The sequence below is a fragment of the Paenibacillus anaericanus genome (assembly GCF_003994475.1).
Taxonomy (GTDB): Bacteria; Bacillota; Bacilli; order Paenibacillales; family Paenibacillaceae; genus Fontibacillus; species Fontibacillus anaericanus.
Genome location: NZ_RZNY01000011.1, coordinates 64,501 through 78,836, shown reverse-complemented (window position 1 = coordinate 78,836; position 14,336 = coordinate 64,501). Strand labels below are relative to the sequence as shown.

Annotated in this window: 12 protein-coding genes; all 12 read left to right on the top strand. The window is 38.9% G+C overall.

Annotated features, from left to right (window positions below; translation table 11 throughout):
- The first annotated feature begins 70 nt into the window (after positions 1-70).
- The 12 genes from EJP82_RS14365 to EJP82_RS14310 all read left to right on the top strand — a co-directional run bounded on the left by EJP82_RS14365 (position 71) and on the right by EJP82_RS14310 (position 14,314).
- The gene (locus tag EJP82_RS14365) at positions 71-2,272 is read left to right on the top strand and encodes a M1 family metallopeptidase (protein ID WP_127192758.1); all 2,202 of its coding nucleotides are present in this window, start codon (positions 71-73) and stop codon (positions 2,270-2,272) included.
- A 67-nt stretch (positions 2,273-2,339) separates the two neighbouring features.
- Complete coding sequence (locus EJP82_RS14360) at positions 2,340-2,651, top strand: ArsR/SmtB family transcription factor (RefSeq protein ID WP_127192757.1); 312 nt, start codon at positions 2,340-2,342, stop codon at positions 2,649-2,651.
- 79 nt (positions 2,652-2,730) lie between these two features.
- The gene (locus tag EJP82_RS14355) at positions 2,731-3,900 is read left to right on the top strand and encodes an MFS transporter (RefSeq protein ID WP_127192756.1); all 1,170 of its coding nucleotides are present in this window, start codon (positions 2,731-2,733) and stop codon (positions 3,898-3,900) included.
- Between the two features lie 231 nt (positions 3,901-4,131).
- Entirely contained in the window at positions 4,132-4,530 is a 399-nt protein-coding gene (locus tag EJP82_RS14350) for an Rrf2 family transcriptional regulator (protein WP_127192755.1), read from the top strand.
- 147 nt (positions 4,531-4,677) lie between these two features.
- Entirely contained in the window at positions 4,678-5,865 is a 1,188-nt protein-coding gene (locus tag EJP82_RS14345; RefSeq protein ID WP_127192754.1) for an MFS transporter, read from the top strand.
- 187 nt (positions 5,866-6,052) lie between these two features.
- Positions 6,053-6,592, top strand: a complete 540-nt coding sequence (locus EJP82_RS14340; protein ID WP_370877684.1) for a CueP family metal-binding protein — start codon at positions 6,053-6,055, stop codon at positions 6,590-6,592.
- 197 nt (positions 6,593-6,789) lie between these two features.
- Positions 6,790-7,620 carry an AraC family ligand binding domain-containing protein gene (locus EJP82_RS14335; protein ID WP_127192752.1) on the top strand — a complete coding sequence of 277 codons (831 nt, stop codon included), beginning with the start codon at positions 6,790-6,792 and terminating at the stop codon, positions 7,618-7,620.
- Complete coding sequence (locus EJP82_RS14330; protein WP_127192751.1) at positions 7,613-8,245, top strand: LysE family translocator; 633 nt, start codon at positions 7,613-7,615, stop codon at positions 8,243-8,245. The genes EJP82_RS14335 and EJP82_RS14330 overlap by 8 nt, the downstream gene beginning before the upstream one ends.
- A 211-nt stretch (positions 8,246-8,456) precedes the next feature.
- A complete protein-coding gene (locus EJP82_RS14325; protein WP_425464347.1) occupies positions 8,457-9,377 on the top strand; it encodes an EamA family transporter in 921 nt (306 codons plus the stop codon).
- Between the two features lie 239 nt (positions 9,378-9,616).
- Complete coding sequence (locus EJP82_RS14320) at positions 9,617-10,495, top strand: alpha/beta fold hydrolase (RefSeq protein WP_170220190.1); 879 nt, start codon at positions 9,617-9,619, stop codon at positions 10,493-10,495.
- A 101-nt stretch (positions 10,496-10,596) separates the two neighbouring features.
- Entirely contained in the window at positions 10,597-11,649 is a 1,053-nt protein-coding gene (locus EJP82_RS14315; protein WP_127192749.1) for an ROK family transcriptional regulator, read from the top strand.
- Positions 11,650-11,929: 280 nt separating this feature from the next.
- The gene (locus tag EJP82_RS14310; protein ID WP_211350112.1) at positions 11,930-14,314 is read left to right on the top strand and encodes a polyprenyl synthetase family protein; all 2,385 of its coding nucleotides are present in this window, start codon (positions 11,930-11,932) and stop codon (positions 14,312-14,314) included.
- The last annotated feature ends 22 nt before the right edge of the window (positions 14,315-14,336 follow it).

Below are 14,336 nucleotides of genomic sequence, written 5' to 3'. Positions count from 1 at the left end.
AATCCCTTGTAAGGTAAGAGCTTTATACTTGTCTTATTACACACTTGAACTTACATTTAGGAGGAGCAACATGAATAAACTTAAACATTGGAAAAATGCATTACCCAGGTACATGATTACTAGCAGTCTTGTTGTCGCGTTAACAGCTGGCCCTGTATCCGGAATAGGGATAGCAATGGCGGAAAGTCCAACACTACAGAATGATTTATTAGTTGAAGCAGATGCGGTTATCCATCAACTTGCACGCTATCGAGTAGATGCAAGACTTGATGAGAAGAAGATGATGATAACCGGCAAAGAAACCGTGACTTATCGAAACAATACGAAAGATACATTAGACAATGTTGTATTTCACACCTTTGCAGATGCAAATCGTTCAAAAGATACACAGTCAAGTATGTTCCAAAGTTCAAATAAACGAATAGCAGCAGAGAATCCGGATAAGAAACCGGAGGATTTCCTAGGTGGTATTGACATTAAAACTGTGAAGTCGTCAAGTAAACTATTGAAGTTTGATAATACACATCAGGCACTTACTGTTAGATTAGGTCAAGCATTGCAACCCGGGCAATCCATCACGCTGGAGCTTGATTTTGAAGTGAAAATTCCTTATGGTTCGCAGCGGTTGTCCTACTATAGAAATATTATCAACGGAGCTCATTGGTTTCCTGTCCTCTCGGTCTATGACCCCACAGAGCATACGTGGAACAAAACACCTTACAGCTCTACATTTGAATCCGACTATTATGATTCTGCAGATTACCAGGTAACTTTGAATGTTCCCGCCGATTATCAGGTTTCCATGCCTGGAGCACTGACCGTACAGGAAGCCGAAGTGGGACGCAAGACGGTAACGGCCACTGCGAATAACACGAGAGAATTTGTCTTATTCGCGAGTCCGGATTTTAAAGTGGAAAGTGTTACTCGAGACGGTCTGACAGTTCAATACTATTACTTTGAGAATCAGAAAGACAAAAAGCAGATTATTGATCAATATATTGATCAAGCCTTTAAGGTCATAGACTTCTTCAGCGAAAAGTATGGTAAATATCCTTATCCAGAGTTCAGAATTGTTGAATCGTATGTTGAAGGCGTCGCTGTCGAATTTTCGCGAATGATTCAAATGGGTATGATCCAAGGGCAACCTGATATTGCGAACAATTCAGCATTTGTCCATGAAATTGCACATCAATGGTTTCATTCCTTAATTGGAAATGATTCGGAGACGGAGTCATTTCTGGATGAAGGATTTGCCGATTACTCTATGGTTTATTTCTATGAAAAACAGGAAGTTCCATTAAATGGATTTAAGTTGATCCAATTCGATGAAGTATCGTTAGATAGTCCAATTGTTTCGACTAATGATACGGTAGGGGATTCTCCCGACGCCATTTTTTATAAGAAAGGTAGACAAGCCATCTATGAGTTGTATCGTACGCTTGGAGAAGAGAAGTTTGATGAATTGATGCAAACATATTTTGACCAGTACGTATACAAAAATGCAACGATTGACGGACTACTGCAGATCATTGAGAACAAAGCGGGTAAAAAGGTTAGGGACAATTGGGAAGCAGATTTGCGCAACCCTAATTATTCTTTGAGGCCTGAATATCGTCTAACAGCGGACGAGGAAGCCGCTTATATGCACGAACAATTTAAATCAATATACCATTCGGTGTTTGTCCAGTTCCCAGAGGTGCCAGTTGAAACGATGAGCCGAATAATCGATAAAACGTTGCAGGGCGAGGCACTAACGATTATCATGAGCGACGGTCAGATATCGGACCATACAAAAAAACAACAGGATCAACTGCTCAACCAGATTCAAGGCTTTATGCAATTAGCGGGTCTAAAACCAACAGTTATAACAGAACGCCATGTATTGAAAAATAAGCTTAGACAGGATTTAGGGGATAGCAATGTCATTGTAATCGGCAAACCGGATACGAATGGATTTATACAAGCCTTGAAGTCCGGAATCATCAAACGTGCTGATACAGTCGATTTTAAATGGCGGGATATCATGAATAAGAATAATCAATCCGGAGCTTACATTATCAAACATCCGTATAACCAGAATCGTCTCATGTTACATTATTTTTGGACAGGGGACCAATTAAGTGAGCAGGCATCAGATCTATTTATGGATAAAGCATCGGAATCATTGAGTTTCTCAAACCATTTCTATCAATATTATGTGATGAATAACGTAGGTAAGATCAGCAACGAACATAAAGTCGAAAATCCGTATGCGAAACTATTTGCGGATTAATGGTTGATATTCTTATATATTTTCAGTTTACATTTACAAATCTAGAAAAATAGATATAATGATTTGTATGGAACCTATATTGATTTATAAAGCTTTGTCTAACGAGACTCGTAGTCAAATTATGCAATGGTTAAAGAATCCAGAGGAGTTCTTTGATGAACAGCCTTATTTACAACAAGGCCTCAATTTTCAAATTGGAGTATGTGTAGGAGATATTCAGTCTAAAGCAGGACTTGCACAGTCTGTTATCTCCAGCTATTTGTTGACTATGCAAAAAGCTGGTTTGCTGGAATCAGAGCGAATTGGAAAGTGGACGTACTATCGCCGGAACGAAGAGACTATACAGGCATTTTCCGAGTACATCCAAAAGAAACTATAAACAGGGAGGAGGTACTTTTTTTTGCGATAATGCATCTATAAATCTGTATATGTATATATAATGGAGGATTACATTAAAAATGAAAAAGGTTAACCCTTTACTTATCGTTATTCTGGCTATTGGCGTATTTGGCATTATCACAACTGAAATGGGGATTATAGGTGTCCTCCCTCAGGTTACTCAAAAATTTAATATATCGACTTCACAGGCCGGATGGCTCGTAAGTATATTTTCTTTAGTCGTTGCCATTTCAGGTCCATTCCTAACACTACTCGCTTCCGGTATTAATCGTAAAGCTATTCTATTAACCGCTGTGTTTATTTTTGCGATTTCAAATATTGTTTATGCCTATACGACCATGTTCGATGTGATGCTAATTTTTCGGATTATCCCTGCTATTTTTCATCCCGTCTTTTTTTCGGTTGCCCTTGTAACAGCAGTTCAACTTGTCCCTCCGGAAAAGAGCACCAACGCGGTCACCAAGGTTTTCGCCGGAATAACGGTTGGATTTGCTTTTGGTGTTCCTTTGACCTCTTATCTCGCGGACAAAATTTCGTTAGAAGTCGCATTCCTGTTTGGAGCAGTGGTAAGTATAATTGCCTTTGTAGGGATCCTAACTTGGCTTCCTTCCATGCCAGTTAAGGAAAAAATGTCTTATGGTAAGCAGCTTGGTATATTACGCAAACCTCAATTGTGGTTAAATATTGTGACCGTTATTTTTATCTTTGCAGCTATGTTTTCAGTGTACAGCTACTTTGCTGAATATCTTGGACAAGTAACACATATGAACGGGTCATGGATTAGTATCATGTTAATGACCTTTGGTATTATCATGATTTTTGGGAACTTTTTATTTGGGAGCCTTTTGCATAAAAGTATTACAAAGACCGTAATCATGTTTCCTCTGCTATATGCTGTGACTTACTTATTCGTTTATTATCTAGGTTCTTATTTCATTCCGACGGTTATGATCGTGCTCATTTGGGGGATAGTGCATTCCGGCGGACTCATTATCAGTCAAGCATGGTTAACGAATGAGGCGAAAGAAGCTCCCGAATTCGGTAACAGCTTGTTTATCTCATTTTCCAATCTCGGGATTACTATAGGGACTTCTATTGGTGGATGGTTTATTTCTCACTTAGGAATACATCAACTCATTTGGAGCGGAATCATGTTTGCAGTGTTTGCGTTCTTAGTGATTATGATAAAAGTAAAAATCACCAAATCAAACGTAATGAAAGGAACATAAGTTAGGCTCAACGGATAAGTTGTTGAAGAAGGTAACTCCTTTTGTATGGAGAATAGTTAATCAAATACTATCGACTTTAAGAGGAGGAATTATGTTTAATGAGATGAAAGAAATAATATTAAAAGAGATTAATGCGAAATACCTAATTAAAATGAATGAAACAACTTGACATAAAAGTAGATTCAAAGATATTATAGATATACTAAATCCTTGATTGAGGTGAAACTAACGATGAAATTTACAAAGGCGACGAATTATGCTCTGCACACTATGCTCATGCTCGTTGAAGGTTCTCCGGTTAAGCCGGTAGGCGTTCAGCAGTTGGCTGAATCACAAGGCGTTTCACCAACCTATCTTTCCAAAATTTTGACGAGGCTTGTAAAAGCAGGCATGATCGAGTCGATTTCCGGAGCCAACGGAGGTTATAGGTTAACCCGCAAAAAAGACGAGATTACGTTGTTGGACATCATCCACGCCATTGAGGGTACTGCATCCTTATTTGAATGTAATTTTGTCCACGGCGACGAATGCTTGATTCAAGCAGCAATGAAGGAAGCGGAAGAGAAAATGGAGCGGCATCTCAAAAACACGAAATTGGTGGACCTGGCCCAAAAGAAAACACTTGTTTAAGCTGAGCCACTTTATGTTGAAAGAAAGAGAGGATTCGCTACATACATAAAGTGTTTTTTTATCTCTATTGTAGATATAATGAATCTTCAATATCTTCAAATGGTTGTAAAACTGGAATATAAGAAATTAATAAGGTGGAATAGTTAAATGAATTTTTTAAAGTTACATTCAAGAGAACAAAATTATGCTTTCATAACATTAATATTATTTTTTTCAGGATTAGCAATTATGTCCAGTGTCTATATTACAATACCCTTAATCTCTGTATTTTCAATGGATTTTGCAGTTTCAGAGGGGCGTGCATTATGGGTAAGTAGCTCGTTTACGTTTAGTTTCGCTGTTGGATGCTTAGTGTTTGGTCCATTATCAGATCGTTTTGGTCGAAAAAAAATCATGCTTGTGGGATTAACGGCATTAACAATTGTTACTTTCTTTCTTGGGTTTCAAAGCAGTTTGTTCTTCATTATTCTTTTCAGAGGAATACAAGGCCTGGCAGCAGCAACCTTTTCTCCCGTAGTACTATCCTATGTGGTAGAATTGTTCCCGCAAAATAAGAGAGTCTTTACACTAAGCTGTATGAGTACAAGCTTTCTTACGGCCGGAATTATCGGGCAGGTGTTCAGCAGCTTTGTGAATTCTCATTTAGGTTGGCCATATGTGTTTATAATTTTGGCGGCGATTTATTTTATACTATCACTACTGATTTTTTTCTTTATACCAAACCTTCCGGCGAATGGGATCCGTGTTGCAGATGCGTTTAAACAAATGAGAAAGACGTTGGGACAAAAGTCACTGTGGTTTGCATATGTTGTCGCATTGGTCATGCTGCTTTCCTTTGTAGGTATGTACACTTCATTGGGGGAATTTTTAAGCAGTTCTCATTACGGATTCACGAATCAACAAATATTATATGTGCGTTCAGTAGGAATCTTTGGGATGCTGATGTCTCTATTTTCGGGTAGGTTGATCAGGAAATTTGGCGTGATATCTGTACTTAGAAGCGCATTAATCCTATCGGCTGTTGGATTGACCCTATTAGGAACCGTTACAAACATGGTGTTTATGATTGTGATGAGCATCGTATTTGTATCTGGAATTGCAGTAGCAATCCCTTCGTTGGTTTCACTGATTGGTGAACTAGGCGGTCCAGTAAGAGGTGCGGCGCTTTCCATTTATGCGTTTGTTGTGAATATGGGTGCTACCATAGGGCCAATCTTAGCCGTACAGTTACTCAATACGGGAAACTATATCCTTACTTTTTTATCATTAGCTTGTTGCTTACTGCTGGGACTGCTGGCTACATTTTTTGTTAGAAGTGTATCCTTAGACGAATAAACAAATCCAAAAACCAATTCGGATAAGCTCGTCTACATATAATAATATTCCTTATATAAACATATTTCACTATTCAGCCCAGTTTATTGGTTGTACTAGCTTGGTTATACTAGTTATACTAGAGAAAGTGGAAGATAGGATATGAAAGAGACAAGGGGCTGAGTGCAAGTTGAGAAAAAAAATCTTGATGGCAACTGGATTAGTTGTTGTTGCTGTAGGGGCGTACATGCTTGTTGGAGGCGGAGGCAATGAAAAAAAAGCTTCTAACGCAATTAATGTGCAAGAGATTAAACAATTGGTAAATGATTATAGTGTGGGCAACATAGAAGACCAATCTGCATCCATCACATCTGAGCAACTTATCGTGAACGCTGACACCGGAAGCTCGAAAACCTATGACCTACCTGAAGACGAGTTTTTTGTCTCCATCGCACCGTATGTTGCAGAAACCCATCCTTGTGCAATCCACAGTTTGACTGGCTGTCAAGGAGAGATGGTGGAGAAAGAGTTTAAAGTATCCGTCGACGACATGGAAGGCAACGTGATATTAGACCAAACTATGAAATCCCAAGCTAACGGATTTATCGATCTATGGCTCCCACGTGACAAAAAGTATCGTGTAACGATTGAGCAGGACGGAAAAACGGCGGAGTCCGAGATTTCCACGTTCAAAGACGACAACACTTGTATCACAACTATGCAATTACTTGAGAAAACAAGCGCATAATTGAGTGTTATTTAGGACTTAATTCGGTCTATACCAAATTAGGTATATTCCAAGCATAGCAAAGTGGTAGTCTAAAACTATAATGTTTTAGACTGCCACTTTTTTGTGTTGAAAGCGAAAGCGCAATATCATACAAGAAAAGTTTAATCATAAATGGTATTTTTAGAATTGTCATTACAGCATAGGAGAGTAGGTAAATGTTAAATGAAATCCGCACGGTTCATCTTGATTCTGATTTAGACATCGAAGCTTATCGATTTAAAGGAATCATGCAAAAGTTTCCTGCTCACTTCCATGAATATTATGTGATCGGCTTTATTGAAGCAGGGCAACGTTATTTAGTGTGCAAAGGTGAAGAATACATCATTAATCCAGGAGATTTGTTATTGTTCAACCCGCTTGATACACATAGCTGCGAGCAGATCGATGGCAAAACATTGGATTATCGCTGCATCAATGTAAAGCCAGAAGTAATGAAAAAGGCAGTGTTGGAAGTTACGGGTCATGAGAATCTTCCTTATTTCAAACAAAGCGTTTTATATCATAGCGAAGTTGTATCTAATTTAAAAGAGCTACATATAAAAATTTCAAACAAAGAGAGTGGATTTAAGAAGGAGGAGTTATTTTTATACTTATTGGAAGAGCTCATTCAAACGCAATCTGACCTTACGATCCTTCCAACAGCGTCTGAACCCTCTTATGAAATCAATACAGTGTGTAACTACTTGGAGGAAAATTACACGAAGACAATTACGCTTAATGATTTAAGTGACCTAACCGGATGGAGCAAATATCACTTACTAAGGACTTTCACCAGAAAAATGGGAATCTCACCTAACAGCTATTTGGAAACGATTCGAGTAAATCAAGCAAAGAAGCTATTGGAACAAGGTATAAAGCCAATTGAAGTGACCTTCTTAACAGGATTTAGTGATCAAAGTCATTTAACCAAATTCTTTAAAAGACAAGTTGGGTTAACACCAAAACAATATATGAGAATCTTTGAAAGTGAGGAGCAAGATGGATAATTTACTAGCATATATCTTAATGGCCCTAATGATGTCTATGTTGCCCGGTACGGATACGGTACTTATAATGAAAAATACACTCAACCACGGCGCAAAGGCCGGACGTTATACGATACTCGGGATGGCGACAGGTCTTACCTTCTGGACAATTATTGTTGTTCTCGGTTTATCAGTTGTCATTGCCCAGTCCGTAGTTCTCTTCAATACTATAAAGTATTTGGGAGCAGCCTACTTGTTTTACATTGGAATAAGATCTTTTTTTGCTAAAAGTACACTTTCATTTGAGGATGTTCAAGCAGATAGTCAGCTTTCTTTGGAAAAGATATCTCACAATCATTCTAAGGAATCCTATTTACAAGGAGTAATCAGTAATATTCTTAACCCTAAGACCGTTTTGGTCTACATCACATTTATGCCTCAATTCATTGATCTTAAAGGAGACACCAATCAACAACTGATTGTTTTAGGATTAATCCTTACTTTAATAGCAGTGGGATGGTTTTTGATCTTAGTGTTCCTATTAGACCATGTGAAAAAGTGGCTCAAAAAGCCTAGGTTTCAAAACGTGTTTCAAAAATCTACCGGAGTAATGTTAATAGGGTTTGGAGTAAAAACGGTATTATAAAGATGAAGTTGACCTATCTATGTAAGCTATCGTATAATAAATTTCTGTGTTTAGGTTCTAGTAAGTTAATAACTCAAACTCGATCCAGTTGGATAGAGTGGCGGAATTTTGTCAGAGATGTATTCTTTGGTTTCATTCGCCCCTTGTCGTTATAAGACAAGGGGCTTTCTTATGTCACAACCGGTATCTACAGAAAGGGAAGTGGTTCATGATGAATATTAGGATGTTGAAATATGCTGCACTAGTGTTAATAGGTGCCATTAGTTATGGAGTTCTCTCTACGATTATGAAGCTAGGATTTAAAGATGGGTTTACGATGCAGGAATTAGTTGGGTCACAATACTTTTTTGGTTGGTGTATTTTGCTACTCATGGTTTTATTATTTTCCCGTAGAAGATTGGGTTTAAAAGCAGGTGTTTCTCTATTAGGCGCTGGAATCACCATCAGTTTAACAGGTATATTCTACGGGTTAGCCGTCGAACAATTGCCCGCGTCGATCGCGGTTGTACTCTTGTTCCAATTTACTTGGATTGGAGTTATTCTAGAGGCCGTTGTAGAAAGAACCTTTCCGAGCCGAGATAAGTGTATATCGATTGTAATACTCATCATCGGAACGCTATTGGCAGGTGGCGTCTTTGAGCCAAGTGAAGGTGAAATAACGACTAGCGGTATTATTTGCGGGTTAGTGTCAGCTGTGACATTTGCTTTATATATCTTTGTAAGTGGAAGAGTAGCTACTGGGGTACCTGTGATTAACAAAAGCTTGTACATGTTGACTAGTGCATTGATTGTAGTGTTAGTCGTGTTCTCACCTTCATTTATTTACGATGGAGCTATTCCAAATGGACTGTGGAAGTTTGGTATCCCGTTAGCATTGTTGGGTTCCATTATACCTGTCATTTTCTTTTCTATCGGAGTCCCAAAAGTCGGGTCAGGTCTGGCAACGATTCTAGGGGCAACGGAATTACCAGCAGCTGTAGTTGCCTCAGTCTTAGTGCTACAAGAGGATGTTTCAGCACTACGCTGGGTCGGAATTATCGTTGTTCTGATCGGAATTGCAGCACCGCAATTATTGCCGTTGTGGAAGAGGAAAGGGTCCTCAAAAGCATCTCTGCAAAAGGTAGAACTTTGAGTTTCTCTCTGGTATCGATAGCAAGACAGCGATGATTCCATACCATTCTATTTCGCTAATAGAATAATATTTCAATAATGAAAGGGGCAGCCACGTGGCAGCCTCTTTATTCAGTTAACAGGCACTTTAGCTGAACAAGAACATGTACAAGCAGAGTAGAAGCAGGAATTGTAAAAACTTTAGAGAATTAGTTTCGGATGAATAGAGTATGCATCAATAGCACCCGGGGGGCAAAGAAAATGAAAGAGGAAATAATCAAACTAGAACATATAGGGATTAATGTAAAGTATTCATTAGATTATAAGGAAGTTGTTTTGTTTCTACACTTTAGTGGTGGGAATTTGAATATGTGGGAAGGAATTATCCCACAATTTGCAGACAAATACAGTGTAATTGCGCCGGATTTTCGAGGACATGGCAAATCAGACAAGCCTTTAACTGGATATCATATTGATGATATGGCTAATGACATTTATATATTGTTGCAGCGATTAAATGTAGATCACTGTCATATTGTAGGTAGCTCAATGGGGGCTGAGATTGGTCTTAGTTTAGCTGCTTCACATCCAGAACTGGTCAAATCCCTTATTTGTGAAGGCGCTCTATGTAATGAATTTGGAGAACATGGGTTATTTAATGGTACAGAGGATGAGATCGAACAGAACAAAGAAGTTCAACGGGCTCAATTAGCCGAAAGAATTGAACGTGTTTTTAAAACTAAAGACGAGTACATCGAGGAAGAACGAGAAGAATTTGTTCAAGAAGGATTATGGAATGAATATTTCTTAGCTTACTTTGAAAACAATCTTCAACAGATGAAAGACGGTAATTTTACATATTGCTATTTGAACCATGTTAGAACCGAATATATTCATAAATACTGGGATGTGAAATTTGAGCAATATTACGAAAAGGTACAATGTCCTGTTCTGTTCCTTCCTGGCGAAGAAGAATGGGAGGATGAGAAAATTAGAAAGAGTCTACATACGTTCGCTAGTCTATTGGATATATATGAAATTGAGCGTATAGAAAAATCTATCCATGCTTATGTCTGGATGCAACTTCCGATAGCAGCAGGCGAAGTGGCAAAGAGGTTCATTAGTAAACATGCTGAATAAAGGACCGTGTTATGTTCGTTGCTTCTAAAATCAATTTCTGGTATCATCTTGTCAACATATTAAACATATTAAATAAGTTGCTTAATGAGGTGATACCATTTATGAATGATCTACTAATAAACGCTAAAGATATGAAAAAAGTCATCCTCCAAAGTATACGAACCCTTCTTATAGAGCTAGGAAGTTCAACGAAAGTTGAGCTTAGTCAAAAGTTAGGCATCAGTTTCCCGACCATCAGCAAGTTCTTGTCCCAAATGGAGGACGATGGGGAAGTTATTTTAGCTGGTATGGATGATTCTAACGGTGGCAGACGAGCAAAGAGATATCGCTACAATCCTGAATTTATGTTGGGCTTAGCCATATTTTTAGAGAAAAATGAAACGAATTATACTGTTTTTAATTGTTTGGGAGAATTGAAGGACCAGGGGAAGATAGCAAGCTTATTGATGGAAGATGCATCAGACGTTACTAAGCATATTGAGGAAATTATAGAGAAACACCCCAAGATTAGTTCAATCGCAATCGGCGTTCCTGCCTCAGTCAAGGATGGGCAAATCATTTATATACCGAACTATGAGCAGTTTCATCATTTTGATTTGAAAGGATATTTTGAGGAGCGTTTCTCTATTCCTGTTGTCGTAGAGAACGATATGAATGCGGCAGTTCTCGGATATAGCAATAACAATAAAATTGAGCATAATCCGTCACTAGTCTATTTGTATCTCGGACAAAATGGTCCTGGTGCCGGTATTATCGTCAATGGCGATGTAATACGAGGTAATTCATTTTTCTCAGGGGAGATTGCTTTCGTGCCTCAGTATGATGACCGGAATTTTGGGGACTCATTAAAGAGAAGAACAGAATTAGACAAAACAAATCTTCAACAAGAGCAGGAAATAGATGCTATTAGTCGGATGGTAGTTACATTTACCGCTATGCTTAACCCTCGGACCATTATTTTTCATTCCGATGAAGTAGATGAGTCTATGCTTAATCAAATCACTAACAGGAGTGCCACTTATATTCCCACCGAACACCTACCAGAACTTACGCTAAGTAATTGGATGCAAGATTATTTATATGGACTACAGAGTCTTGCACTTGATCTCATGGTTTCGGGAACGAGTATTCACATGGATGGAGAGCATGAGTGAACCATTTCAATTAAAGTTGAGGAGCATGTTTCGTGGCTCCTTTTTTTTATTTGTTCAAGAAATGGATGATTAAGGAAATACGCAACTCAATAGTATAATTTTAACAACTTAACTTCGTTACATTTGCGTAACCCAATAGATTCTTTTACGTATAAAGATAAGAACATGAGCCGATGAATTTGTGCTGCTTGAATTTGAATCATTTTTCACCCCTGGAGAAACCCTTGCGTGTTTAATGAATACATTTTAAATAAAACTAAAAGTTGAGGTAATCCATCGTATGAATGTGGTATTTACAGAACATGCCGATACATGGTATCGGGAAGCTGAGCAGAAGGCAGCTCAGTATTTTGCATTACTTTATGATCAGGTCATCACAAAGACTTATGTACCTACGTTAACAGAAGATATTCAATTGTGGAAAAGAGACCATATTTCTCATCATTCATTGCTATCTTTATTCTCGAGAGGAAAGAGACAACCTGATTCTACGGATTATCATAGATATATTCAATGGCTAAATTATACCGGAAAATTAGATGGATACTTGGATCGAAGTGTTTCCTATATGTACATGCGGGATCTAGGCAAAGCTCTGGATTCTTCTGATACACAGATCAGGATTCAGCGTGTAGTTGCCGATGTAAAAAAACACTTAATTCGGTCCACCAGAACAAATGAAGGTGACCAACCTGATTATATAAGTTTGGCTGGGGTATATCGATGGGCACAGAAGGAAGGTGTAGAAAACGCCACAATCTGGGTGATAAATAAACTTAAGCAAGTATCTGCCCATCTCCCGAAGGAAATGAATGCAGAGCATGCCCAGCGCAAACTGATCAAAATCATTATCGGAGTTATTCTACATGTGGTTGAAGAGATGGATGCTAACATATCACCTGCGGAACGCGCCCTGAGACTTGATGAAGCCATCCGACTGGGGTATTCCTATGGACTTACCTATCCTTTTATTGACGATCTTCTGGATTCTGGGGTCTTACATCCTGCGGAGAAAGAACAATATTCCCGTATGATTGAAACTGCGATTCTCACTGGAACGGTACCGGAAATAGGAGAGTGGGATGGAGATAACAAGGAGTTTATACATTATGTACACTCAGAGCTTCGAGAGGCTTTTGAGTATATTAAGAGCTATCAGCCACCGGATAAGCTGCATACATTTTTCGAGCAGTCTTACGTGTTTTTTCATTCTCAGGATATCGACCGTGTTAAGGATCTATCGAATGCGAGTTACACCAATGAAGAGCTTTATATACCTATCATTTTAAAGTCCTCTTCTTCGAGGTTGATTGTACGTTCTGTTATGAGTGCACCTGAGGATGAGAGCTTTGAACAGCGTACATTCTTTTATGGCATCTATAACCAGTTAGCTGATGATTTTGCGGATATGTTTGATGATATGAGAGACGGGGCTGTAACACCTTATACTTATTATTTAAAATATCGTGGTCAGCGCTCTGACCTAATCAATCCTTTTGAATTATACTGGGCTGTCATCTCCCATTTGATCCATACGGTGTACCACTCCAATGCTAAGACCCGTGAGGTGGTACTGGATCGTGCGATCAACGGTCTAAAACGTTGTAAGCAACGTCTAGGGATTGAAAAGTATAATGAAATCATGGAGATCTTTGCTTCCGGAAATCCGGAGTTCAATCGTCTCATCCAGCGCATGGTTAAAAAAGCGGATGACGTGGATTTCTTCGATAAACTGCTTCGGGACCAGGTGGTGTCCGTTCTTAGAAACAATCGGAAAGAGAAGGAAACCTTCGCCGATACGGTCAAAACAGTCCGACATCAAATCAACCTCCAATTGCAGATTCCCAAGTATAACGGGATTGCTCCAATAAGAGAATCGCTTATCGATGCAGCAAATTATAGTCTTGAAGGGGATGGAAAGCGTCTACGTCCCATATTGACTTGGGTCATGGCCGTTAACGAATATGGCTTACATCCTACGGCGATTGTGCCGCTTCTGAGATCAGTAGAGTATATGCATACCGCATCTTTGATCTTTGATGATCTTCCATCGCAAGATAATGCGTCTACACGAAGAGGACGCCCAACACTGCATCAGGTTCATAATAGTGCCACTGCGGAATTAACCGGACTGTATCTGATTCAGAAGGCGATTGAAGAACAATCATCCCTCAATGAGTTCGATGCTACAACTGTCTTAGCCCTGATTAAATATTCGTCCCAGAAAGCAGGAGATATGTGTATGGGACAAGAAATGGACTTGCATTCTAGAGGAAAAACATTGACACTAGAGCAATTGAATACGATATGTTTCTACAAAACTGGAATTGCGTTTGAGGCTTCTCTAGTTATGCCTGCCATTCTCGCTAAGGTTCATGAGACGGAAATAGCATCATTGAAAAAATTTGCCTATCACGCAGGAATAGCCTTTCAAATTATGGATGATTTGCTTGATTTGGAAGGAGATCATCTCGTACTAGGTAAACCCATTGGCCAGGATGTTGAAAATAACAATTCAACTTTTGTCTCCATTCTTGGTCATGAGGGTGCCAGGAAAGAAATGTGGGAACACTACTGCCTAGCTATGGAAGCATTGCAAGAGATCCCCCGGAATATCGTGTTTCTGAAACACCTATTGAATTATATTGTTAATCGGGACCGTTAATAAGTTTGTCGTACATGGTAGA